Source organism: Chryseobacterium sp. JV274 (assembly GCF_903969135.1).
Lineage (GTDB): Bacteria > Bacteroidota > Bacteroidia > Flavobacteriales > Weeksellaceae > Chryseobacterium.
On the sequence record NZ_LR824569.1, the window covers coordinates 1109770 to 1133445 of the forward strand.

The 23676-nt window shown below is 35.3% G+C and carries 17 protein-coding genes and 1 tRNA gene; 9 read left to right on the top strand and 9 right to left on the bottom strand.

Features of this window, described 5'->3' with window-relative positions; all coding sequences use genetic code 11:
• Nucleotides 1–9: 9 nt before the first annotated feature.
• The 4 genes from CHRYMOREF3P_RS05300 to CHRYMOREF3P_RS05315 all read right to left on the bottom strand — a co-directional run bounded on the left by CHRYMOREF3P_RS05300 (nt 10) and on the right by CHRYMOREF3P_RS05315 (nt 9694).
• Entirely contained in the window at nt 10–966 is a 957-nt protein-coding gene (locus CHRYMOREF3P_RS05300; RefSeq protein WP_180564030.1) for an HlyD family secretion protein, read from the bottom strand.
• Between the two features lie 11 nt (nt 967–977).
• Nucleotides 978–2396, bottom strand: coding sequence for a TolC family protein (locus tag CHRYMOREF3P_RS05305; RefSeq protein WP_077416339.1), 1419 nt, complete (start codon nt 2394–2396; stop codon nt 978–980).
• A gap of 749 nt (nt 2397–3145) precedes the next feature.
• Nucleotides 3146–3634 carry a serine protease inhibitor ecotin gene (gene eco / locus CHRYMOREF3P_RS05310; protein ID WP_077416337.1) on the bottom strand — a complete coding sequence of 163 codons (489 nt, stop codon included), beginning with the start codon at nt 3632–3634 and terminating at the stop codon, nt 3146–3148.
• Between the two features lie 147 nt (nt 3635–3781).
• Complete coding sequence (locus tag CHRYMOREF3P_RS05315; protein ID WP_180564031.1) at nt 3782–9694, bottom strand: alpha-2-macroglobulin family protein; 5913 nt, start codon at nt 9692–9694, stop codon at nt 3782–3784.
• Nucleotides 9695–9712: 18 nt separating this feature from the next.
• Here CHRYMOREF3P_RS05315 and CHRYMOREF3P_RS05320 point away from each other — a divergent pair, with 18 nt between their 5' ends.
• The 3 genes from CHRYMOREF3P_RS05320 to CHRYMOREF3P_RS05330 all read left to right on the top strand — a co-directional run bounded on the left by CHRYMOREF3P_RS05320 (nt 9713) and on the right by CHRYMOREF3P_RS05330 (nt 11997).
• Entirely contained in the window at nt 9713–10468 is a 756-nt protein-coding gene (locus tag CHRYMOREF3P_RS05320) for a hypothetical protein (protein WP_077416333.1), read from the top strand.
• A 3-nt stretch (nt 10469–10471) separates the two neighbouring features.
• A complete protein-coding gene (gene recF / locus CHRYMOREF3P_RS05325; protein ID WP_077416331.1) occupies nt 10472–11551 on the top strand; it encodes a DNA replication/repair protein RecF in 1080 nt (359 codons plus the stop codon).
• A 149-nt stretch (nt 11552–11700) separates the two neighbouring features.
• Nucleotides 11701–11997, top strand: a complete 297-nt coding sequence (locus tag CHRYMOREF3P_RS05330; RefSeq protein ID WP_077418007.1) for a hypothetical protein — start codon at nt 11701–11703, stop codon at nt 11995–11997.
• 59 nt (nt 11998–12056) lie between these two features.
• Here CHRYMOREF3P_RS05330 and CHRYMOREF3P_RS05335 read toward each other — a convergent pair whose 3' ends face one another.
• From CHRYMOREF3P_RS05335 to CHRYMOREF3P_RS05345, 3 genes are read right to left on the bottom strand one after another with little or no spacing between them, the layout of a single operon-like run.
• Nucleotides 12057–14087 (bottom strand): recombinase, encoded by a 2031-nt coding sequence (locus CHRYMOREF3P_RS05335; RefSeq protein WP_077416329.1) that lies wholly within the window; start codon nt 14085–14087, stop codon nt 12057–12059.
• Between the two features lie 13 nt (nt 14088–14100).
• On the bottom strand, nt 14101–14745 hold the full coding sequence (gene mtgA, locus CHRYMOREF3P_RS05340) for a monofunctional biosynthetic peptidoglycan transglycosylase (protein ID WP_047378078.1): 645 nt from the start codon (nt 14743–14745) through the stop codon (nt 14101–14103).
• A 43-nt stretch (nt 14746–14788) separates the two neighbouring features.
• Nucleotides 14789–15835 carry an ABC transporter substrate-binding protein gene (locus tag CHRYMOREF3P_RS05345; protein ID WP_180564032.1) on the bottom strand — a complete coding sequence of 349 codons (1047 nt, stop codon included), beginning with the start codon at nt 15833–15835 and terminating at the stop codon, nt 14789–14791.
• Between the two features lie 60 nt (nt 15836–15895).
• On the opposite strand from CHRYMOREF3P_RS05345, the gene CHRYMOREF3P_RS05350 reads away from it, so the two are divergent.
• Nucleotides 15896–15972, top strand: a tRNA-Arg gene (locus tag CHRYMOREF3P_RS05350).
• A gap of 398 nt (nt 15973–16370) precedes the next feature.
• Here the strand turns inward: CHRYMOREF3P_RS05350 and CHRYMOREF3P_RS05355 are convergent.
• Nucleotides 16371–17186 carry a hypothetical protein gene (locus tag CHRYMOREF3P_RS05355; RefSeq protein ID WP_077416325.1) on the bottom strand — a complete coding sequence of 272 codons (816 nt, stop codon included), beginning with the start codon at nt 17184–17186 and terminating at the stop codon, nt 16371–16373.
• A gap of 463 nt (nt 17187–17649) precedes the next feature.
• On the opposite strand from CHRYMOREF3P_RS05355, the gene CHRYMOREF3P_RS05360 reads away from it, so the two are divergent.
• From CHRYMOREF3P_RS05360 to CHRYMOREF3P_RS05370, 3 genes are all read left to right on the top strand, one after another.
• Entirely contained in the window at nt 17650–18402 is a 753-nt protein-coding gene (locus tag CHRYMOREF3P_RS05360; protein ID WP_077416322.1) for an SDR family oxidoreductase, read from the top strand.
• 102 nt (nt 18403–18504) lie between these two features.
• Entirely contained in the window at nt 18505–19518 is a 1014-nt protein-coding gene (locus tag CHRYMOREF3P_RS05365) for a bestrophin family protein (protein ID WP_077416320.1), read from the top strand.
• A 12-nt stretch (nt 19519–19530) separates the two neighbouring features.
• Nucleotides 19531–19986, top strand: coding sequence for a hypothetical protein (locus CHRYMOREF3P_RS05370; protein WP_198424128.1), 456 nt, complete (start codon nt 19531–19533; stop codon nt 19984–19986).
• Nucleotides 19987–20184: 198 nt separating this feature from the next.
• Here the strand turns inward: CHRYMOREF3P_RS05370 and CHRYMOREF3P_RS05375 are convergent, their stop codons facing one another.
• A complete protein-coding gene (locus CHRYMOREF3P_RS05375) occupies nt 20185–20535 on the bottom strand; it encodes a winged helix-turn-helix transcriptional regulator (protein ID WP_077418005.1) in 351 nt (116 codons plus the stop codon).
• A gap of 105 nt (nt 20536–20640) precedes the next feature.
• Here CHRYMOREF3P_RS05375 and CHRYMOREF3P_RS05380 point away from each other — a divergent pair, with 105 nt between their 5' ends.
• The gene (locus tag CHRYMOREF3P_RS05380; protein ID WP_077416318.1) at nt 20641–21507 is read left to right on the top strand and encodes an SDR family oxidoreductase; all 867 of its coding nucleotides are present in this window, start codon (nt 20641–20643) and stop codon (nt 21505–21507) included.
• A gap of 764 nt (nt 21508–22271) precedes the next feature.
• Nucleotides 22272–23675, top strand: coding sequence for a glycoside hydrolase family 28 protein (locus CHRYMOREF3P_RS05385; RefSeq protein ID WP_180564033.1), 1404 nt, complete (start codon nt 22272–22274; stop codon nt 23673–23675).
• Nucleotide 23676: the final 1 nt, after the last annotated feature.

Sequence of the window (23676 nt, forward strand, 5' to 3'; positions counted from 1 at the left end):
CTTTTCAATTTATTTCAGGATTACATTAGCATTGACTAAAATACTTTTAGCCTTATTCATGTCTTTAGGTTTTACTTTGATCTCATAGATCGCATCCTGCAACTGATAATCAGGGTAAGCCGTTGTAATATCCGCATACTTTGTAAGCTGTTTGATGTATACAATGTTTCCTGTAAGATTTTCTTTATTATAAACGATCTGCATCGTAACCTCCTGCCCTTTTTTATATTTTGAAATAGCACTTTCCGGGATCGTAAATCTGAAATAGGTACTTTCCGGAATATATCCGTTAAACAAGGCAAAACCAGCTGTTGCCAGCTCTCCTGTATTTAAACTGATGGTTTCTATTTCCATGTCGTTGGTGGCAATGATGTATCTTTCGGAATAGGCTACATTGGCTTCCTGCAAAGCTCCTTTGGCCTGTGATGCCTGTCCTGCTGCCATCTCTATTTTCTCAAAACGGGTTCCTCTGTTTACGTCATCCAGCTCTGCTACAACCGCATCATATTGTGCTTTTGCACCCTGCAGTTTTGCATAGATTTCGTCATGAGCCTGCGGAGACATTAAACTGTCACGGAACATATTGTTTGCTCTTTTGTAAGATTTCTGAGCAAATTCATATTGCTCTTTCAAACCTTTATATTTGGCCTGAAGCTGTCTCAACTGATCGGATGTCGCTCCATTTTTTGCCATTTGCTCCTGGGCTGAAGCAGCGTTTACTGCGCCCTGTGCCTGTGCTATTTTTGCAGACACTTCAGGTACGTCAAGCTGAGCCAAAGTATCTCCTTTTTTCACCGTCTGACCTTCGGAAACGTATATTTTTAAGATCCTTCCGGTAACTTTTGGGGCAAAAGAGATCACATCCTTCTTGGTTTTTCCTTCAGGTTCTTTGGTCTTTTCATTTTTTTTGTCACAGCTCCCCAACAAAAACAGAGCAGCGAAGAGTATAGATATATTTTTATGCATCATTTAAATTTTTAAGGGATTAAATAAAATTTGGTGATATCCAGTTCCTGGGTAGATCTCATCAGTTCTATTCCCGCTCTTCTCTGGTTGAAAATGGCATTCTGATATTCAAGTTCAACAGCTTCAAGATCGTTTTCTGCATCAATAAGCTGAGAAGATTTGCTCATTCCGTACCTGAATTCTTTTTCTGCCTGTACGAGTGCATTTTTTGCCAGTTCTTTTTCTTTGGCTTTTAAGGTAATCTGAGCGGAAGCTATATCATAATTGGTTTGATTATTAGCCAGATTCAATGTCAGTTTTTTCAGTGCATCTTCTTTCTGGTTCTGTAATACTTCTTTTCCTACCTTAGCTGTTTCTTCAGCGTGTTTTCCTTCTTTACCATCAAAAATTTCCCACTTAAACCCTACTCCTGCTGTAATTAATGGAAATACGTTGATATTATTGGGTCTCCAGTCCAGTTTTTTTCCTTCATAACCAAGTAGTGGAACTGCCGGGATTACATTTTCTGAAGATTTGATCCTGTTTCCGTACAAGCCGATATAATATGCGGAAGCCATCAGCTGTACTTTAGGAATCATCCATGTTCTTTCAGCCTTTATTTTATAGTCTGCTGCACTTATCCCATGTTCCAATGCACGGATTTCAGCTCTCTGCTCTATTCCTTTTTCTGCCGCAAGCAATTCTACAGGAGATAATACCGGATCAATCATTCTGAGCCTTTCTCTGCTGATTCCTGTTAAAATATAAAGCTGGGTAAGAAGCAGTTCTTTCTTCCCTTCATATTCTACCATTTTTGCATCTAAGGTGGCCTGAGCCAGTTCGATTTTCTTATGGTCATAAGGAGTAATCAAACCGTAGCCAAGCGCTTTATCGGCAGTTTTTCTGTTGATATCTAGTCTTTTTTTGCTTTCATCCAGCACTTTTTTAGACTGATGAATCAAGGCTAGCTGATCATATGCTCTGGAAATACCGGCAATCACTTCATCTTTTGTTTTCTCCAGCAGAATATCTTCAGATTTCTTCTTTTCTTCAACTGCTTTTTTCATGTACTTTACCTTCCCTCCGGAATACAACAGCATTTTGGCATCTGCCTTGGCAATACCTGAAAATCCTGATACATTGAAATTATTGTTAAAAGCTCCTTCCGGAATATTGATAAAGGGAGCGAGATTGATTTCCGGTGACGTAAGTCTTGCTGTTCCGTTAAGATAGCCGGCTTTACCACTCAATTCCAGGGTAGGAAGAAAGATGTCTTTCAGTTTGTGTTCGTCAAGATCGGTAAGTTTGTTTTGGATAACCTGCATTTTGAGGTTCGAATCCCGAACCATAGCACTATCCAGAAGTTCTTTAAAATCCGGCGCAGACTGTGCCCAGCCAAAAGCGGGGAAAGCAAAAAAACTAAACGTAAAAATCAATAAATTGTTTTTCATGGTTTATGTTTATAACAAATATAATGCAAAAAAAGATAAAATCCTTTAAGATAATTCTACAATATGGTGAATTTAAAGTAAGTTTAAAATGTGTTTAAATTTAACACCTTATAAAATAAAGTTTTGGGTGAATCGTTTAAATGTTAATTAAAAACTAAAAAACTTTGAAAAAAAATTTAACTCTACTTTTTTCACAATAATTCTAAAGCAATTTTATCGAGAAATAAAAGGATTTAAAAGTACTCGACCGGAAAAACAAGCTTTAGTATTTTATTCTGAATTTTGAGATTTAGATTCCTGCGGAATGACAAACTTGGATGGGAGACACCGAAAATTACAATCTTTTCAATTAGCAAAATTTGCGAGAAACAATATTCAATAGGAACGGACTATCATCCTGAGCGGAGACGAAGGGAGTCCGTTTGATAAAAGATCAAATTTCTATCGGCTTTAGCCAAAAAATATATTACAACGTCATGTCTGCAAATACATTATGCATCGGTTTAAGCTTGTTCGCAAAGGTGTTTCACTTGGCTAAGATAATGGAAGAATCAATTAATAGGAATTTGGTTTTACCAAAACTTATAGTTAATCATAACAATATAAATAAAAATTGATTCTGAATTTTGGAAGCTGGATTCTTGCGGAATGACAAACGAGACGTTGAATTATTCAATCTGATACTGTATAAAAACGAAAACTCCCCACATTGCTGTGAGGAGTTTTCTGTATAATTATAATAAGCTGATTTATCTTTGAACTGCTTTTTTCATGCCAGCATCCGGACGTAAAATTCTGTAACGAACTTCAATATCTTTCGGTACATAAAATACCAATGGAAGTTTACTGTTGTATCTTACAGTTTCAGGCTTTAGGGTAACAAACTTTTTAGTCTGTTTCTGCCCTGGACATCCCATAAGAGTTCCTGCTGTTTCTCCTTTAGACTCTACTTCATAATAATTGTAGCCCCATCCCTGAAGATCCTGAGTTTTCATTTCTCCCATCAGGAAATAATTGTTACAATCTAACATTTTTTCAGCACCTACAAAAAGTTCAACTTTTAAATCGTTTTCGTTTTTTGCTACGGGAAGCTGAATATATACTTGTTTATATCCTTCTTTAGCTTTGGGGAACATTTCAATCTGTAGTTTTTCAAACTTTTCTGCTTTCTTTTGCGCGAAAGCATTTACTCCAGCCATCAATACCAATCCAGTAATTAAAGTTTTAGAAAATTTCATCTTTATAATTTTTTTAATTTCTACTAACCTAACTCCAAAAACCATTCCAGAATTAAACAATTGTTTGATTTTTCGATTTAATTCTATTTTTTTTTGAAATCTTTAAACAAAAACTGCAGTAAAAAATTACTGCAGTTTTTTTATACATTATTCTGATATTGTCACATTACTTCCTTTTGTGTGAGCATTCATCTGTGGTGCATAGTAATTCTGCATGGTTGTAATTCCGTTGGAGAACTTCCCTGATGCATTGGAAACCACATCATATTCAAAAACATATTTTCCTTTTGGCATGTACTGAATATAGAAGTTGGTAGAAGCATCTTTGGTGGACTGGTAGTATCCAAGATTATTTTTCCACTGATATCCGGATAATACATCTACAGGTTCAAATCCTGCCGCACGCATATCTTTAATGTGGATAAACTCCATCGCTCTGTCTGTATTCAGAATCATTCTTACGGTTACTTTATCTCCTACTTTCAATGGGGTTTCTGCTGAGATTTTCTGAAGTTCTTCACCGTTTACGGTTTTCACTTTTTTATAGAGTTCTTTCGTTACGGAAATATAATTCTCAGAAGATTTGATTTTATCGAGATCTTCATAATACTGCCAGAACAATCCTCCCTGCACAATTCCTGGACCAGGTTTTGTAATAGTTACTGTCGCTAAGTTTTTATCTACGGCTTCTGGTTTTAAAGTTGACTTCACATAACCCGTGGCTTGTGTCTGAGGAGCTAATTCTTTTCCTCCCCAAACGACAGCAGCTTTATCACTTTCTGCTCCTGTCCATGATTTTCCTGAATTTAAAATAGTAAAAATCACTTCAGCTGTCCCTCTTGAGCTTCCCCATGAGTTCACTTCCTTCTGAGTTACCAGCCAGATTTTCATATCTTCAATAAAGCTTTGGTCATTAGATTTTAACTTGTTGAATGCTTCCAGTGCACCAGCATGGTTGACCACCTTTGAACCAAACCATCCCCAGTCATTAAGATTCTGCTTCCAGTAAACGCCTTGTGTTTTTGTATCCGTTGACGTTTCTTTAAGGTAAGTCATCAATTTATCAGATACATCTTTCAGACCATAATCATTCATTAACAATGCTGCACGGTGAAGTCCGAAGAATGTGAAATCTGTAATCTTAGCTGTTTTTGCTTTTTGTTTAACTAACGTTTTCAGAGTAGCACCTTTTCCTTTCAACGGATATTGTTTTTCCCAATAGTTTCTGGTATCAAGATAATCCATAGCCCAGTTATTCCAAACGTTTCCTTTTTTTACATCAAAATACTTGTTGACCTCATTGTCTACATACTGAACCAGTTTAGCTGTCATAGCATTCTGGTCGGCACTTTGATAGTCTTTTACATTTTCTTTTAACCAAGAGTTGATCTTTCCTAAGTTTTTAAGAATATACAATGAGGTACCGTAAGAACTTGGATAACCAGGATACCATGAGAATCCACCATCCGGATTTTGCAGTTTTTTGAACTCATCCCAATCCTGACTGATAGAATTTTTCATCGTATTGGCATCAAATAGTAATGCCAGTTTCTGCATCTGCTCCCCTTCATTTTTACTTTCCAGTACCCAAGGTGTTTCTTCCAGCAACAGTTGTTTCAGCTCCTGATTTTTTTCAAGATTTGAATTTAATAATCCTTTATTCTGATATTCTTCAAAAACCGTTTTCATTTTCGGATTAGCTTTGAATATTTCTGAAGCCAGCACATCTGCGAACCATTTATTGAAGATCACATCTGCTGAATTATTCTGATCATTTTTCAGACTTGGAAGGGCAAACATGATTTCCCAGATCGGATTGGTTGTCAGTTCTAACGTATTGGAAACATTAGAAGCTGTTGTGGATGTATTATTTTTAAGATTGTCCAACACAAATGTTTTGGTTTCTCCTTCTTTCACAAAAACCGGAACAGCATCCGTCACCAGCATTCTGTTGGGCAATACGGCAATGGCTTGCTGCTCACCGTCAGAATACTGACCAGCTTTAGCAACCACTTTAAAAATAACAGAGGAAACATTTTCCGGAACCTTTAATTTCCATGTTAATGCACTGCTTCCATTTTCATTTAAACTAAAGTTTTGTACTCCTGAATTTATTCCAAATTTTGAAGAAATATTTTCATTGGTAAAGGCATCCAGAATTTGTAACTCTGCAGAACCATCCAGTTTTTTATCTGTAAGGTTAGATAACTTCGACTGCAGATTCAGCTCATCTCCTTCTCTCAGGAATCTTGGATAATTTGGAGTTACTGAGAATTCTTTTTGTGTTACCACTTCTTTTTCCAATGTAGCAGCTCTTGCATCTTTTGTGTGGGCAAGGAACATCAGTTTCCATTTTGTCAATGCTTCCGGAGAAGTGAATTCAAAACTTACGTTTCCTTCGGCATCTGTTTTAAGATCCGGATAGAAGAATGCTGTTTCGTTCAGGTTTTGGCGAACGGCCACTTTATCCAGTGCTTTTTCTTGATCATCTTTATCTAAAACACCATCTGCATTAGATGCCATTGCGTCTACCGCTTCGTTCATTACAACTTCTTTTGCTACGGATGCTCTTGCAGTTTTAAATTTTGCGCCAGCAATTGGTGATGGCGGTGGTGCATAAGCCGGGGATTTAACTCCTTCCTGAATTACAACTCCTGCAACATTCCCCTGTAATGAATATAAAAAGTCACCATCAAACCAGTTAAACTGTGGAACCTGTACATATTTGTCTTCAAAATATCTCAGTCTTTTCTGATAGTTCTGCTGTTGCAGATAATTGTTGATTCCGTAAGAAGTAACAATCACAAATGGCGTGTACAATTTTCTCCAACTAAAGCTGTTTGCAGCAAACTGATCCAAAGACATATCGTACATATTGGCCAAGACCTCAGCATTAATCTTTTCTTTATCGTTTCCGGTTACTTTTACCGTCCATTTTTCCTTAGAGTCCGGTTCTAGTTTATCTCTGAAGGTTACTGTTTCAATTTTTAAAGGTTTTTCTGTGTCTTTTATGTTTAAAGCTACAGATTCTGTTCTCACATCATTAAATGCAACCAGCTGGAACTGCAGATTCAGTGTGGACACACTTTTGTCTTTAGGAATTTCAACGGTATATTCCAATATTCCTTTTTTGAGCTGATGAACTTCTGAAACTGTTTTCCCGGAACCATCCTGTACAAAAACATTCACTAATGCATCAGGAATTGCTGAGAATACATACACTTTAGCTTTTTCTCCTCTTGACAATTCTTCCTTCGGAGCAATCCCCGTAAGGAAAGTTTTTTGAGCCGGTTTTAAAGATGCTTTATCCCAAACACTGAAATTCTGTGCTGTTTTTATAGTATCTTTCCCTTCGAAATTGAAAAGTTCCAGCTGGTAATCTCCTGCTTCAAGCTTTCCTAAATCAAGATTCGTTGAAAGCTGCGCATTGTCAGCAGATGGCTGCTGCTGTCTTTCTACCAGTACTTTTTCGGTTTTCCAATTCTTGATCTCATCATTTTTATCAAAAAGATCGTGTGGGAATTTGCTGATAAATTCTTCTTTTGAATATTTCGGCAGATTCTGAACATCAGACTTGAAATTATCTCTGAAAATCCTGTCCGGAGCGATCAGTTTTGATAACTTAACCTGATAGGGCTTCTTAAGATTCTGATCATTATAGTTCTTGGTTTCCACTTTTACTTTTACATTTTCATCTGCAAAAGTATTGTTGATATTTTCTGCCTGAATATAATGAGAGACCGAAGCTACTTTCAATTGCGTATTGGCGGTCTGTGTTTCCCCATTGATGTCTGTAACAGAAGCATTGATGGCATAGTTATCAATTTGTATCCCTTCCAGTTTTTCATCTTTTTTAAGTTCCAGACGAATCGTAAACTCACCTTTTTCATTGGTCTTTGCCTCACCCAGAATTGAGTTTTCATTATCATTGTCCTGTGGATACCAGCTGAAATATCTCCATCTGATATTCTGCTTCTTAATTTCATAGTTTACTGTGGTATTGTTCAGCGGAACACCGGAGAACATGACTGCTTTTCCTTTCAGCTCTATAGTCTGTCCGTATTTGTATTCATCCTTTACCGGATCAAAGGTGACTTCAAACTTCGGTCTTTTGTATTCTTCTACTCTGAAATTTTTATATCCCTGGCTTTCACCGTCTATTCTCAGATAAAAATTACCGTTCAGTTTTCCTTTAGGAAGAATGAAGCTTCCGTGGTAAGAACCAAACTCATTGGCAGTAAATTCCTGGGAAGAAACCTCTTCGCTATTGGTATTAAATAAAGTAATTTTTTGTTTTATTCCTGAAAGAACAGATTCAACTTCTTTATTGATTCTGGTATTAATCACCTTGAAATAAACAGTCTGTCCAGGACGGTAAATACCTCTGTCTATGAAAATCTGGGCAGTTGAACGGGTTTCTTTGTTAGGATTATAATTATAATCGTCAGCATTTCCTCTGTTTCCATAGACCTGCATGATCTGGAAATCATTGGTCTTAGGCTGTTGGATCAGGAAAGTTCTGTAATAGTCTTTGTTTTCAGAAGAAGGGAACTTAAATACTCCGCTTGCATTCGTTGTTCCATCAATTTTAGTTAACGTTTTATTGGAAACAAATTCATAAAATTTAAGACCTTCATTTGTTAAAGGTTTACCATTTTCACTGTTAACCAATTTCAATTCATCTGCAAGAGGTTTTCTGTCAGTTTTAGACTGATAGATGATCTTGTTTCCGGATACCAGAAAGTAAAAATTCTGTCTGGAGTCTGAATCTTTCATGTCGGCTCCGGCAACCGTAAATTCTGCTACATATACTCCTGAAGGAAGCGGTTTCACTTCCAGTGAAGTTCTATGATTCTGATAATCCTTAGGATCAGGAAGCTGGAATGTTTCTTTCCTTACCAGATTCTTCTTTAATTTTCCGAAAGTATCAGAATAAGAATTCTGAACGTATTGGAGTAGTGATGTAAAATCATCTTTTACTTCATAAATATTCAGGGTAAATTCTGATACATTCTGATATTGTGCAACAAAATGAATCGGCAGATTATTCTGAGTCTGGGCTTCATATTTTAGAGTCAGATATGGATTTACAATCTGAGCTTCCTTACTTTTGATATTCTCAATGAATGGAGATTTCGGATATTCATTTTTAGCCTGGGCAGCCAACGCAATAGCTTCTTTAGGTTTCTTCTTGCCCACAAGTTCATCCATGATTTCTCCCATGACTACCACTTTATAATCTCCTTCTACATTAGATTTTAAAAGATTCTGAAGCTGTTCAAGTTTATCTTTGCAGTGATTGAAATTACAATTCTCTGTAATCTTTTCTTTCATGAAATACAGCTTTGCATTTCCTGTATTCTGAGCAATCATCTCATCATAAATCGCATTGATCGTTGTACGGTTTGCTGTCAGTTCATTTTTTGTGAAAATATTGTTTTCAGATAAAAACTCTACTTTCTTTATTGCATACCAATCAGACAATGTTGGAAAATAGGCTGTGTCACCCGTTCCGGAAAATATATTCTTATACTTTTCCAGAGAAATCTTTTTCATTTCAGGCTTTTCCTGATCAATTTCCTGAAAGCTTTTTGTCAAATAATTTTTAAAATCAAGCTTACTCCAGGTCTCAATTTGTGAAACATCCTGAGAATTGATATTGGTTCTTCCGTTTATTTTCCATGAGTTCTGGTTGTAATAATCCATGAAAAAACCATTCAGTAAAACTTTGTATACCAATTTACTTTCCCCGCTCATCTTGCCTTCTGCATCTTTAAGCTTTTTAAAAAATTGGGAAGCGGAATCGTTCTGGTCATCATCCACCGTTTGGTTTACAATACTGAACTCCGCTTTCAGAGAACGGATCAGTTCAAAGGCATTATTTTCTTTCATCGCTTGTTTTTGTATGTCTAAAATAATGGGAAGATTAGATTTATAAGCTCCTTTCGTACTGTTTTCAGCAATTTTTTTCCATTGGGTATCGTAATATTTCTGTGCGGATACCGTTGAAAAGCTTAGCATTACAAGCAAAAGCATAAAAATCTTGGAAAATCTTTTCATATATATTAATTTTGATAAATGAACATTTTAAAAATACTGAAAAAAACTGTCATAGACAGCCAACTTTATGTCTCTCTTATGGGAACTCTTTTTGCAGTATTTTTCATGAAAGAGCAAAACACATTCCGTTTCCCTACCTTTGCATTAATTTTCATCACTTATTTCAGTGGTTATCTGTATACTAAATACCAATACACCAAACATTTTTTTAAAATAGTAATTGTAAATGCAATAGCCGGAGTCACATGTGCTTTTTTGATCATTCACAATCACAATGAAATAAGGCTTTTGAAATGGTTCATTATTGTCGTATTGGGACTGCTGTACAACAGCTTTTTTCTTGATGTTTATATCCGGAAAATCCCCTTACTCAAAGTTTTTTATGTCGGATTAGTTTGGGCATTGGTCAACTGCTGGCTCACCCTACCAGAATTCAGTGTTCCTATCTTCCTGATCAGCTTTTTCTTTATCACTGCTCTTGTGCTTCCTTTTGATATCCGGGATATGAATAGTGATACGGTAAAAACCTTTCCTATGCTGATAGGTGTAGAAAACACCAAATACATTGCCTATGCACTTGTTTTCATCAGCAGCATACTCTCAATTTTCTACCTTGAATTAGCATATGCACTAGCTTTTTTTATGTCAAGCATCATAACTTATATTTTCATCTATTTCTCTGAAAACAAAAGAGATGACACTTATTATTCATTCGGGGTGGAAACTTGTTCGGCACTTCCTTTTTTATTTTTACTAATAATGGAGTATTTTTGACGAATGATTATCAAGAAGCTTTCCCTCTACAATTTCAAAAACCACTCTGAGAAAAAATTTGAATTTTCCCCGCAAATCAATTGTTTTGTAGGAAATAACGGTGTGGGAAAGACCAATATTCTGGATGCTTTGCATTATTTATCCGTAGGAAAAAGTTTCCTGGGAAATACAGATGCCAATAATATTAAAAGAGAGGAAGATTTCTTTACTCTTGATGCTGAAATTCAAAATGAAGACAGCGAAGATATCATCAGAATCACTCAGCCTAAGGAAGCTAAAAAGGTCATCAAAAAGAATGATAAGAGCTATGACAGGCTTGCGGATCATATCGGCTACCTTCCGAGTGTTATGATTTCACCTTATGATTCCAATCTTATTTCGGATTCCGGGGAAAGCAGGCGTAAGTTTCTGGATTCTATGATTTCTCAGACGGATTCAGAGTATCTTTTTGACCTTATCCAATATCAGAAGACCATTCAGCAGCGAAATGCTTTGCTGAAATATTTCGCCAAAAACAGAACTTGGGACAAGGATTCGCTGGAAATTTATGATGACCCTATTACCCGATTCGGGACTAAAATTTTTAAGAAAAGAAAGGAATTTGTAGAACAGCTCAATCCAATTGTTCAGAATTTCTATCAGATTATTTCCGGTGGGAAAGAAACTGTATCTGTTATTTATGAATCTCATTTGCTGGAAAATTCTTTTGAAAATCTTTTAAAAGAAAGCATCGAAAGAGACCGTATGCTCACCTATACTTCAAAAGGAATTCATAAGGATGATCTTCTTTTTGAAATGGACCATGTTTTAATCAAAAAAATAGGATCTCAGGGCCAGCAAAAGTCATTTCTTATTTCTTTAAAACTGGCTCAGATGAGTCTTGTGAAAGAACTTACCAAAAAAACACCTATTCTTTTACTGGATGATATTTTTGATAAGCTTGATGATATGAGAGTTTCACAATTGATTGAACTGGTCAACAAAGAAAGCTTTGGACAGATATTCATTACGGATACTCATCGGGAAAGAACTGAAAATGTAGTTAAGAAAATTAATGAGGAAAGTATAATTTTTGAAGTTTAGTGCCTGACAATACAGAAATACCTGGTTATAATTTAAAAAACAAAATATTAAATTTATTTATCCATACTGTAGTATTTTTTATCTTAACTTATCATCCAAAACAAATTCCGAAACTCCAAAACACAAATCACGCACCCCGAAACCCGACTATGAAGAAGAAGAAAAAACGTGAATATCAATCCTCCGAACTGGTAAAATCTTTTGCCAGAATCTACGGTTTTGAACATAAACTTATTGCATTTGACATTAAAGATTTCCTTGAAGATTATCTTGATGAAAGCCTTTTTAATGAAATTAGAAGTGTCAATATAGAAAACAAATGTGTTATTATTAAAATTGATTCTCCTTTACTGAAACATGATTTTAAAATGCGTAAAAACTTTTATCTCAAAAAGTTCCAGGATAAATTTGGGACAGAAAAATTTAATGACCTTCAGATTTTATAAGGACAAAAGATCTTCTATAGAAAAATGCTACCTGAGGGTAGCATTTTTTATTTTAATTATTAATGTTCTTCTGATTTATTAGAAATAGTACTGCTCATCAGGTCATCTGCTTTTTTATCCAATCTTGAACTTAATGGCAGGAAGAATTTCAGCGGATGCTTTGTAAAATATCTGAAAATTTCTTTATAGATATCACTTACCTGTCCAAAATTCATTTTTCTCGATCTGAATGCCAGGAACATGGATAAACTGAAACTTACCAGGAAGTTGAAGAAACCAATAAGGAAAACCGTTACAAAAGACATCCAGAATGTATAGGAATCTACTGAAAAATCTTTCCCATACAATCCCAACGCAAAGTTACCCGCTGCAAAGGTGATGTGTCTGATATCCAGATCCAGCCCGAAAAACATTCCTACCGGAGCTGTTGCTCCGAGGAACACCCCGAACCAAAAGTTGGAAACAATCCCAGGCCAGTTTTTAGCGTAATATTTTGAAAGTCCTTTTGCGAATTTCTTTCCGAAAAAGCTTCTGATTGAAAGGTTTTTGGCAATTCTTTCCGGAATCTGGTAAAACACAGAATTGTTCCCGATATTTCCTGAAATAATTCCTGAAATAAAAAGATAAAACCCTGCAATACTTGCATGCAGAATCGCTTTTGATTTAAAAGGATCAAGGTCTTTTAATAGTTTATCAGATCTGTCTACTGCCAGATTTTGTGAGAAAAATACATCGAGTCCGTAAATAATGGCAAGCGCCACCGGAAAAGCGAGTAATACATTTCCTACAAAGGCAATAAACTGACTTCGGAACAGTTTGGATACCAAATGGGCAAATTCAGTATTATTTCTTTGGGCCTTTCCTTCTTCAGACAATACTTTTGTCATGGTAGCAGCAGTCATAGCCGGCTGTTTTGTAGCAAGAGTAAAGCCCATCAGATAGATCATCACGAATCCCATTGCATAATTCATCGAATACAGAAAAGCGTGTGAAAAGTCACTTCCCGGAATATACCCGTACAGCATTTTCAAAACACAAAGTGCTCCTACAATGATTCCACCACCACTCGCCTTGTAGAACATCGTCATATATTCCTTTCGGGTAGAAGTAATGTAATGCGTTCCGGCTTCTGCGGTATGATTGGTAATAAGGTGGGAAATCAGCCTTGTACTATCGTTAATCAGATCAGAAATATTGTTTTTATGAGATTTATAGCTCAGAATATTAAAGACCAACTGTTTAGATTTTATCAGAGCATCTTCATCGGTATCAATGACCAATAACTGTACGATATCATAAATTCGTTCAGTCTGCTGGCGAATCTTAAGCAGGGATTGGTTAATCTTTCCGGAAATACCATATTTAGCGGAATTTTTAAAAGCAATATTTACAAATTCCTGACATTGCTCTGCGTAGATTTTTATCTGTTTATATCTGCTGTCTTTAGAGTGAAGCTGAAGTTCGGGTTCTTTTACCAGATCATCTGCTAATGTTTCCAGCTCATTCTGAAGGGCAAGAAAAGGATTGTCCAGATTTCTGTACTGTGGGGCCATTCTCACCACTTCCACCTCCATAGCCATCCCAGTAACCCTCCAGGAAAGAATATTCATAGAGAAAATGAGTTCTTTTTTCACATTGGGTTTCAGAATAAAATCTGATGCCCCTAGCATGTTTAAAAATTCATCAATCTCATTTTCGGGAAGGTTATGCAGGTATCTCAGATCTTTCTTAGGTCTCAGACTCACATTATCAATCATAAACCACACTGTCTTTTCGTTTTCAACGGGTGGTAAAACCTTGTTCAGGATTCTTTTTTTAAGCTCCGGAAAGAAGGCATTCTCTGAAAGAATATTAGCTTCCGTCAACGAAAGATTGAAAGGTCGTCCTTTAAAAATATTGTGGATGTAATATTTAAAGTTCTCAGCAAAATTAGGATTGCTTCTGAAAAAATTGAGCACATCTGTAAAGTCTACCTCTTTGATGGTCTCTAAAAACTCTGCAAAGGGTTCTAAAGAAAGGGTTTCATTCTTAAAAGAAAAATATTTTTTAAGAACTGACTCAAAGTTTGTGCTGGAATTAAAGAATTTCATTAGTACAAAGATACTATTTCAAACTCACATTCCTCATCTGTCTCATAATCCAATTATGTTTCTTTCTTAAATAGGGAGATGGATTTTTAGGGTCGTATTTTTTTGGATTAGGCAATACAGCGGCGATCCAGGCTGCATCTGAAGCACTTAGGTCTTTGGATGATTTTCCAAAATAATATTGTGCAGCAGCTTCCACTCCAAATACACCCTGCCCCATTTCAATGGAATTCAGGTATCTTTCAAGGATAATATCTTTACTCCATACTTTTTCAATGATAAAAGTATAGACTGCTTCCAGCCCTTTTCTCACCCAGCTTCTGCCCTGCCAAAGAAATATATTTTTTGCGGTCTGCTGGGAAATGGTACTTCCTCCTCTTATTTTTTTGCCTTTCTCATTATATTTCATCGCTTTTTCGATTGCTGTATAATCGAAACCATCATGATCAAAGAATTTCTGGTCTTCAGAAGCAATTACGGCTTTTTTCACATTGCTTCCCATTTCGTCATAGGAAATATAATCTCTGTGTAGTTTTCCATATTCAAAAAGCCCTCCTATCTGGGTAAGGGTAATCGGGGGATTAAAAAATCTGCCCCAGATAATAAAAACTACATTCAGAACAAGAATGATGAAAATAAGCTGTTTAATTTTTTTCCACATAATTTTATAAAAAGGAAAGGCAAAAATAAGCAAATAGTACGAGTTACTGCAATTCTTTCATGTAAGTAAGCTGATAATCCGGTAAAAGTTCCGGATGAAAGATTTTAATATAATCTTTCAGGATCAAATCTGCTCTTACCACCCCACTTTCAAAGAAATCATTGGCTTTCAGTTTTTCTTTTCCTGCTATGGTGTAAATTTTTCCTTTATTGAATACATCCAGTTTTCCGTAGAAAGGATTCATCCCCAACATTTCTTTTTTTGAGGTATGACTTCCTGCATTCACCCAATACTGAACACCTCCAGCTTTGGCATATACTTCTTCAAAACTCATCGTCAATGCCTTTTCATCTTTATTGTCCTTCATGATATAATTGGCATTGGCATCTGAAATATAATGGGCAACAGAGGTATTTCCACCTGGAAGATACCATACATCCCCGTACATTTCATTAGCCAGTACCACAGGTTTTTCTTTGGCCTTTGATGCAAGCTGTTTCAGATCGTTATAATTTTTTTCAACTTCCTGATATTTCGTTTCTGCTTCTTTTTCTTTTCCTAAAAACTCTCCGAAAAGTTTAATATAGGCCGTTTTTTCCAAAGGCTTCTGCTCCATGTATTCATCCAGAAATATCACCTGAATACCATTGTTTTTTAGCAGTTCGTAAGTATTGTCAAAGCTGGCAATATGATTGGTAAAAATAGCATCCGGCTTCATGGAGATAATCTTCTCTACATCATATTTCTGCTCGCTTCCTACGTTCTGGGTTTTTCCTTCTTTAAGCATATTCTGAATTTTTTCTGAATAAATATATTCCGGGCTGGAAACTCCTATGATTAGATTTTCTGCTCCAAGCTCTGAAATATACCCTGCCATACTTGCATTCAGCAGAATTATTTTCTTAAATGGAGTTTGATTTTGTTTAAAATGATAAGTGAAATTCCCCGATTTTAGCTCGAGGGTACCTTCGTGTTCTTTAAATTGGGTACGGGCAGATATATTTGTCCAGTCTGAGGACGAAATTTTTGATTCTCTTTTACAAGCTGTTAGCGCAAAAACCGTAAATAAAAGTAAAATTCTTTGTTTCATCTTTCAAAGAACGGAAAAAAGTGCTATATTTGCAAACCTTTAAACAACAAGGTAACACAAGGCCTCGTGGCGCAACTGAATAGCGCATCTGATTACGGCTCAGAAGGTTACAGGTTTGAATCCTGTCGAGGTCACCAAAAGCCAAATGGCTCCATTTTAATCTAGATGGAGCCATTTTAATCTAGATGGAGCCATTTTTTTTGTTTTTTATGGCACAATAAGCCAGAATAATATTTTTTAAACCTCTAACAAAATCTACTCAAACATTCATTCTTTATTGATCGTTTCATTAATTATTCTTCGCTTCTCCATAACTAGCTCAATTTGAGATTCCCGGGACAAATTATTAAAATCGTAATATGAAATAGACATATGATCAGTTGCGGCAAAATATCTGCCTGTCCGCAAAACTGTAGGTATAACTATTTTATAAAATCACAACTTTCCATTTCGAGATTAATTTTAGTTTTAAGATTTGAAAGCAGATCGTTTATTGGTTTTAAAGGGAAAATTTTTAAATCAGTTTGATAGATTATCAATCATTAGATGATGAGTTTAATGCTTCAACTAAATTATTTATAAATTGATTTCGTTTCTCTTCAGGCAACAATTCGATTGAAAGAAAAGGATTCAGGTCTTCAAGTTCAACTAACAAAAGTGTATCGTTTTTAAGACGGCAAGCATCGACCCTTGTAATTCCGCGTTCTATATTATTCCATTCTATAAATTTTTTCGCAAATTCCAAATCTTTTTCTGTTGGTTTATATTCTACCAATTCCCAGCGTTTGTTTTTGTCAGGAGCATAAAGGGCATATTGAAATTGGTCATTTAAATAATAGAATGAAACTTCGTATTCAAAATCAATTAATGGTTGAATTAATTTTCCTTGAGGATTTGAATTAAGCAATTTCTCATGGGTCAAAATTTCCATCCCTATCGAATCTGCTCCATTTTTTAATTTAACGATATATTTTTCGTGGATTCCGATTTTATCAAGTTCCCCTAAACTTTCGATAGTAGGAATTACCGGATACGACAGATTCGTCAAATCTATCAAATATTGTTTTCCTAAAATATCTGCTTTCCCGTCGAATGAATTAAATGTCAGACTGTTCTTTTCTTTAACTTCTGTCAAAAACTGCTGAAAATATTCTTGATAACCGAGTATTGAGCCTGTATTTCTAAAAACCACCAGATCAGCTTTTTCAAGATTTAAAATTGCTTGATGTGGATGTCCGATAAGAAGATTAAAGTGATTTTTTAATTTTGAAGTGATGTATAGATCTTCCTCATAATACTTTCTTCCTTTTGCCTTATAATAGAGATCTGTTAAATATAATAATGTCTTCATTTTAATTTTTTGATATATTACTAAAAATCAATGTTCCCGAAAAAATACAAAATTTGACTTCGGCAAAAAACGGCTTTTGCTAGCAAAAACGAATTTATGAAAATTCAACTTCCTAAAACCTCAATTTCATAATGATATATTTTATGATTGTTAAAATTAATTTAGCAGAATCAACTCCTTAAAACTAAAATACATCAACTTTAATAGATTTCTTTCGATCCTGAAATTGTTTTAACTTCCTCCTGGTACTGCATATTTTCTGATCATTATTTAATCTAACAAGCCTTGCAACTTAATGTTGCAGGGCCTATGCTTGAATTGATTTTCTACAGTTCGGTAGCCTCAATGACTATTACAGTACAAAGATGAATATAGTGCCTTTGTAAAAACTTAAACCAGTTTAAGTTTTAATGTTTTTTTTATTTTCAATTTTGTTGCATTAACAATTATAAACAAAATCAGAATGAAAATTGTAATCATTGGAGGTACCGGACTTATTGGCAGCCAGGTAGTAAACATCCTAAAGAAGGAGCATGAAGTAATCGTTGCATCACCTAATACAGGTGTAAACACTATTACCGGAGAGGGCCTTGAAGACGCTCTTGAAAATGCAAGTGTAGTTATTGATGTTTCCAACTCACCATCATTTGATGATGAACCAGTAATGAATTTCTTCAAAACTTCAAATCAAAATTTACTTCCGGCGGAGAAGATAGCCGGTGTACAACATCACATTGCTTTGTCAGTTGTTGGAACTGATAAGTTACAGGAAAGTGGATATTTTCGTGCCAAGCAAGTTCAAGAGAACTTAATTAAAGAATCCAGCGTCCCTTTTACAATTGTACACGCTACTCAATTTTTTGAGTTTGCTGGTGGTATTGTAGCAACAAGTACATCAGAAGGAAAGGTAAAACTTTCGGATGCATTTATTCAACCTATTGCGAGTGCCGATGTTGCCACATTTCTTGCTAAAATAGCAACAGAAAAACCTGCCAATAAAATTCTTGAAATAGGCGGACCTGAACGATTCCAAATAGATGAGTGGATAAAACAATATATCCTGTCAACTCAAAAGTCTTTAGAAGTTGAGACAGATATTAATGCTCCCTATTCAGGTGCCATATTAAAAAAGACAACACTTACTCCTGAGAATCCCGTTTATTTGGGAACTACCGAGTATATGACATGGATTGCTAAACCTGAAAACAAACGTTGATATGGGCTATAAATAAAAATGTCTTTTGTATCAATTTAAAAAGTAACAATTAAAGTCGTAGGTTATTTAAACCTACGATTTTAGCAAATACTAATAGAAATAATGTATATAGGAAAATCCTACAACCTCTTTGAATTTGTGATATGGACTAAAGGAAGAATTTATACCCTGCTCCTGTTAGGTTTTATTCCAATATGTCTGTATCATATATTAGGAATAAAATGGGTCGCAATTCCCTGGTCTGTCATTGCAATGCTGGGAACTGCTACCGCGTTTATTTTAGGGTTCAAAAATAACCTAAGTTATAATCGGTCTATAGAAGCCCAGGATGTATGGACTTCTATTTTATCAAATAGCCGTTCCTGGGGTTTAGTAAGCAAAGATTATTTACAGAATAATAGTGAAACCTCAACAACCCTTATTTATAATCATATGGCTTGGGTCACTGCCTTACGTTATAGTATGAGAGAAACCAAAAGCTGGGAATCAACAAATAAAAAACATAATATAAAATATCGTAAACACTTTAAAATTCCTGAACAACAAACACCCCTTGAAGAAGAACTGGCTAAATACCTGATTGCTGAGGAGCTACAGAATATTTATAAAGTAAAAAATATTTCAACTTACATTTTAAGCCTGCAAAGTAAAACGCTGAAATATCTATACGAAAAACAGGAAATCAATGTGACACAATTTGTTGATATGGAAAAATCAATAAAAGAGTTTTACAATTTGCAGGGGAAAAGTGAACACATTAAACAGTCACCATTTCCACGCCAGTATAATATTATTAATAATCTTCTCATTCAATCGTTTTCATTTCTACTACCATATGGATTGCTGGCTGATTTTAACAGTCTAAATGAAAGTGTTTGCGGATTTATGAAAGGAAATATGATTTGGTTGATCCTTCCTTTCAGTTGCTTAATTTCTTGGTTATATTCTTCCATAGCGCAGGTAGGTGAAAATACTGAAAATCCTTTTGAAGGAGGTGCCAATGATGTTCCAATATCTCAAATTAGTTTTCAATTAGAAGCAGAATTGATGGATATGTTGGGAGAAGTAAATTTCAGGGACTTTGATATAGACCAAAACAATATTATCATATTATAAAAACTTATCACTATGTTTAAAAGCTCAATAAGCAGGAAAATCCTAATGGCATTAAGTGGCTTATTCCTAATCAGTTTTCTTATTGTACATGCTTCGGTAAATGCACTTATTTTCTATAATGACAAAGGTAAGACATTTACTATTGGGGCACATTTTATGGCTACAAATCCTATAATCCGATCTATTGAAATTATTCTAATTTTTGGCTTTATAATTCATATAATTCAAGGACTTGTTCTTTGGAGAAAGAACAGAAAAGCCCGGCCGATTCAATATTTTTATAAAGACAATACACCAGGTGTCACATGGTATAGCAAAAGCATGACTTTATTTGGTACTTTGATCCTGCTATTCTTAATTATACATACACAAAATTTTTGGATTCCCAATCGAGTTCATCAGTTTCAATATGGGGAAGAACTTCCTTTATATGAAATGCTTATTGAAAAATTTCAAAAATCCGGTTGAGGTAGCGATTTATCTGATAGGATGCTTCTCCCTTGGTTGGCATTTGTTGCATGGCTTTCAAAGCGCATTCCGTTCTATAGGGAAATACGATACCCTGATTCTGAAATTATCATATGGTTTTGCAATAATAATACCTTCAACTCTAGCAATAATGCCGGTTTCTATTTATTCAGGATGGATAAAATAAAAGGCATAGGCTTAACCTCCTGTTATTTTTTTTCGGTGCAGTTTCCCCCATTTTGTCAAGGCAAACATCACTTCTTGTAAAGTGTCAGCGTGTTCGGTAATTTCATATTCAACAGTAGGCGGAAACGTATCATATACTGTTCGCTTAACCAATAAGTTGGTTTCCAAATCTTTCAGTTCTTTTGACAACATCTTATCACTAATACCATCTACCGCTCTGGCAATTTGCCGGAAACGTTTGGTACCGCCTTTCAATGCTAACAATATGGACAATTTCCAACTTCCGTTTAAAGTTTCCATTGCATCTCGAATAGCCCGGAGTGTGCTCGCATCACAAGGTAAATGTTCTTTATTCTTTGCCATATATATTGTTTTACTAACCCCAACGAAAGCACTAACCAAGAGTATAGTACTTACCAATAGTTAGCAAATATACATAATTTTGTAATCTAATTAATAAAAGGAAAAATGAAACAACAAAAAACAGCATTTATAACGGGGGTAACAGGCGGAATAGGAAAAGCTACGGCACTTGCTCTCGCCAAACAAAACTATCGAGTGATAATACACGGAAGAAATAAAGTAAAAACCGAAACGGTGTGTGAGGAGATTAAAAACTTAACAGGCAATGACAAAATTGACTTCATAATAGGAGATTTATTTTTAATGAACGAAGTAAAGAAAGTTGCCCAAACGTTTATTGAACGATACGACCGGTTAGACATTTTAATCAACAATGCCGGGGGAATTATGAGCAAAGGGAGACAAGAAACGAAAGAGGGTTTGGAAACAACCATCGCTGTAAATTTATTTGCTCCGTTTTTACTTACTGAGTTGCTATTAGGTTTACTGAAAAAGAGCGAAGACGGCAGAATTATCAATGTTTCTTCCAATTCACATAAGCTCAATGCAAATCCCGATTTTGATGATTTGGAACTAAAGAATAATTACAATCCGCTTGTTGCTTACGGTAATGCAAAACTTTTTCTAATTTGGATTAGTCAGCATCTTTCTGGTAAACTTATTGACGGTGGTTTAAAAAATATTACCGTAAACAGTTTGCATCCCGGTGCTGTTGCCACCAATTTTGGGGTAAACAGTAATTTGGGAAGTTTGCTAAATTTCGTCGTAAAACTGATAAGACCATTTTTTAAAACACCGGAACAAGGAGCTGAAACCATTTTATACTTGGCAACTTCAGAAGATGTAAAGTCAATAAGCGGAAAATATTTTGAGAAGAGAAAAATAAAAACTGCTTCTCAAAAATTTTACAGTAAGCAAAATGAACAACTTGTCTGGGATTATTGTAATAAACGAACAAGCAATAATAAATAACAAATTGTCTGGACGAAAGAAAGTCATTTACAGCTTTAATGGAACAAGTTTTTAATAGTGTTGAACATTATAATGATTATGATAAGTTTGAAACGTTTTATAACTCACTTGAACCCTATGTAAGGGAAATATTATTATAGAACACTACATGGATCTCATCCCAATTTTTTGAATTCCAATGGAGCTTGACTGCCAACCAATCCTATTTCATTTATGAACATGCCGATTTTAAGCTATGTAAAAGAAATTTCGCCCAAACCAATATCATTAATTGCCGGAGAAAACACACATTCAAAATATTTCATGAAGATATTTTTAAAGAGGCTGTAGAACCAAAAGAGCTGATGACAATTCCAAATGCAGTTCACGTGGATTTGTATGATAAAATTGATATAATTGCTTTTGATAAATTAGAATCATTCTTTGAAACTAATTTAAAATAGGTTTCAATTATTAATCAATTATAACAAAAATGGGAGCATTCTGGCTCCCATTTTCTATAAGATACGTTACTATGTTTAATATCTCCGGAAAATGCAGGAAATCAGATAAAATCTGCTGATGCAAGATATATTGCACCTCAGACCGGTACCTTTCCGTCCATTTTACTACAACATCCAAGGATGCCTCAGGTTGCTTATGCAATTAATGAATTTTATACCGACAGTGCAGGATAATTTTTAATCATAATTATTTTAGATTGCGATATAGAAAGAGATTTTTAATATTGATGTTCTTTCTTAAACTCATATTTCTCTAACATTATGAAAAAATTCGCTTTACTACTTTTCGCATTAATAACGTCAATTCCTGTTTGGGGGCAATATAAACCCTGGACTTCTTCGGAACAACCTTTACAGGAAATCCAGACCTTAAAAAAACAAATTGTAAAGCCCAATTTCAGAAAAAAAGACTATCTCATTACTGATTTTGGTGCTGTGGGTGATGGAAAGACAAAAAATACGGAAGCTTTTAAAAAAGCCGTCGAAAGATGTAATGCAGAAGGCGGAGGAAGAGTTGTCGTTCCAAAAGGTATCTTTTTGACAGGAGCTATTTATTTAAAAAGTAATGTGAATTTACATGTTAACGAAGGTGCAACAGTCCTGTTCAGTCAGGACAGTAACGACTACCCTATTGTTTTCACAAGATGGGAAGGAATGGAATGTATGAATTATTCGTCCCTGATCTATGCTTACGAGGAAGAAAATATCGCTGTAACCGGAAAAGGAACACTGGACGGAAACTCTGATAACGACCATTGGTGGTTTTGGTGTGGTGCAAAAAAATATGGTTGGAACGAATCCCGTCCGGGAAGACAAAATCCTGCCCGTGCAAAACTGCATGAATACATGGCCCAAAAGAAAGACCCGAGAGAAAGAATATTTGGTGACGGATATTATTTGAGACCTAATTTCGTTCAGCCTTATAAGAGTAAAAATTTCTATATGGCAGATGTTTTGGTAAAAAATTCTCCAATGTGGAATCTTAATCCTGTATTGTGTGAAAATGTTTTGATTGAAAGAGTAAAAGTAATCAGCCACGGTCCCAATAATGATGGCTTTGATCCTGAAGCCTGTAAAAACGTGTGGATCAAAGATTCATATTTTGATACGGGAGATGATTGTATTGCCATAAAATCCGGAAGAGATGAAGACGGAAGGGGTATCGGCAAACCGGCGGAAAACCACATCATCGAAAACTGTGAAATGAAAGACGGACACGGCGGCGTAGTGATTGGAAGCGAAATTGCGGGCGGAGCAAAAAATATTTATGCCATAGGAAATGTGATGGACAGTAAAAATCTTGACAGGGCACTTCGTATTAAAACCAGTTCAAGCCGGGGCGGAATTATCGAAAATGTATTCTTTTACAATACAAAAGTAGGCGCTTATAAAGAAGCTGCGGTGCGTTTCAATATGCATTACGAAAAACCGGGTAACTTCATCCCTACGATCAGAAACGTCTGGGTAGAAAATATGGTCGTGGAAAAAGGCGGAAAATATACCATCCTTTCTGATGCCTACGAATCTTCTCCTGTAACAGATTTTACAATGATCAATGCTAAAATTAACGGTGTTGAAATTCCATATAAAGTTGATTTCCTAAGAAATGTTACCCTGAAAAACGTGACTGTTAACGGACAGCCATTAACTGATTTAAAAAAATAAA

Excerpts from the sequence above, each read along its gene's own strand:
- CHRYMOREF3P_RS05375 (WP_077418005.1), bottom strand. The coding sequence starts at position 20,535 with ATGGCAAAGAATAAAGAACATTTACCTTGTGATGCGAGCACACTCCGG.
- CHRYMOREF3P_RS05370 (WP_198424128.1), top strand. The coding sequence starts at position 19,531 with ATGTTTAAAAGCTCAATAAGCAGGAAAATCCTAATGGCATTAAGTGGC.
- CHRYMOREF3P_RS05305 (WP_077416339.1), bottom strand. The coding sequence starts at position 2,396 with ATGAAAAACAATTTATTGATTTTTACGTTTAGTTTTTTTGCTTTCCCC.
- CHRYMOREF3P_RS05345 (WP_180564032.1), bottom strand. The coding sequence starts at position 15,835 with ATGAAACAAAGAATTTTACTTTTATTTACGGTTTTTGCGCTAACAGCT.
- CHRYMOREF3P_RS05300 (WP_180564030.1), bottom strand. The coding sequence starts at position 966 with ATGCATAAAAATATATCTATACTCTTCGCTGCTCTGTTTTTGTTGGGG.
- mtgA (WP_047378078.1), bottom strand. The coding sequence starts at position 14,745 with ATGTGGAAAAAAATTAAACAGCTTATTTTCATCATTCTTGTTCTGAAT.
- CHRYMOREF3P_RS05315 (WP_180564031.1), bottom strand. The coding sequence starts at position 9,694 with ATGAAAAGATTTTCCAAGATTTTTATGCTTTTGCTTGTAATGCTAAGC.
- recF (WP_077416331.1), top strand. The coding sequence starts at position 10,472 with ATGATTATCAAGAAGCTTTCCCTCTACAATTTCAAAAACCACTCTGAG.
- CHRYMOREF3P_RS05360 (WP_077416322.1), top strand. The coding sequence starts at position 17,650 with ATGAAAATTGTAATCATTGGAGGTACCGGACTTATTGGCAGCCAGGTA.
- CHRYMOREF3P_RS05330 (WP_077418007.1), top strand. The coding sequence starts at position 11,701 with ATGAAGAAGAAGAAAAAACGTGAATATCAATCCTCCGAACTGGTAAAA.
- CHRYMOREF3P_RS05380 (WP_077416318.1), top strand. The coding sequence starts at position 20,641 with ATGAAACAACAAAAAACAGCATTTATAACGGGGGTAACAGGCGGAATA.
- CHRYMOREF3P_RS05335 (WP_077416329.1), bottom strand. The coding sequence starts at position 14,087 with ATGAAATTCTTTAATTCCAGCACAAACTTTGAGTCAGTTCTTAAAAAA.
- CHRYMOREF3P_RS05320 (WP_077416333.1), top strand. The coding sequence starts at position 9,713 with ATGAACATTTTAAAAATACTGAAAAAAACTGTCATAGACAGCCAACTT.
- eco (WP_077416337.1), bottom strand. The coding sequence starts at position 3,634 with ATGAAATTTTCTAAAACTTTAATTACTGGATTGGTATTGATGGCTGGA.
- CHRYMOREF3P_RS05355 (WP_077416325.1), bottom strand. The coding sequence starts at position 17,186 with ATGAAGACATTATTATATTTAACAGATCTCTATTATAAGGCAAAAGGA.
- CHRYMOREF3P_RS05385 (WP_180564033.1), top strand. The coding sequence starts at position 22,272 with ATGAAAAAATTCGCTTTACTACTTTTCGCATTAATAACGTCAATTCCT.
- CHRYMOREF3P_RS05365 (WP_077416320.1), top strand. The coding sequence starts at position 18,505 with ATGTATATAGGAAAATCCTACAACCTCTTTGAATTTGTGATATGGACT.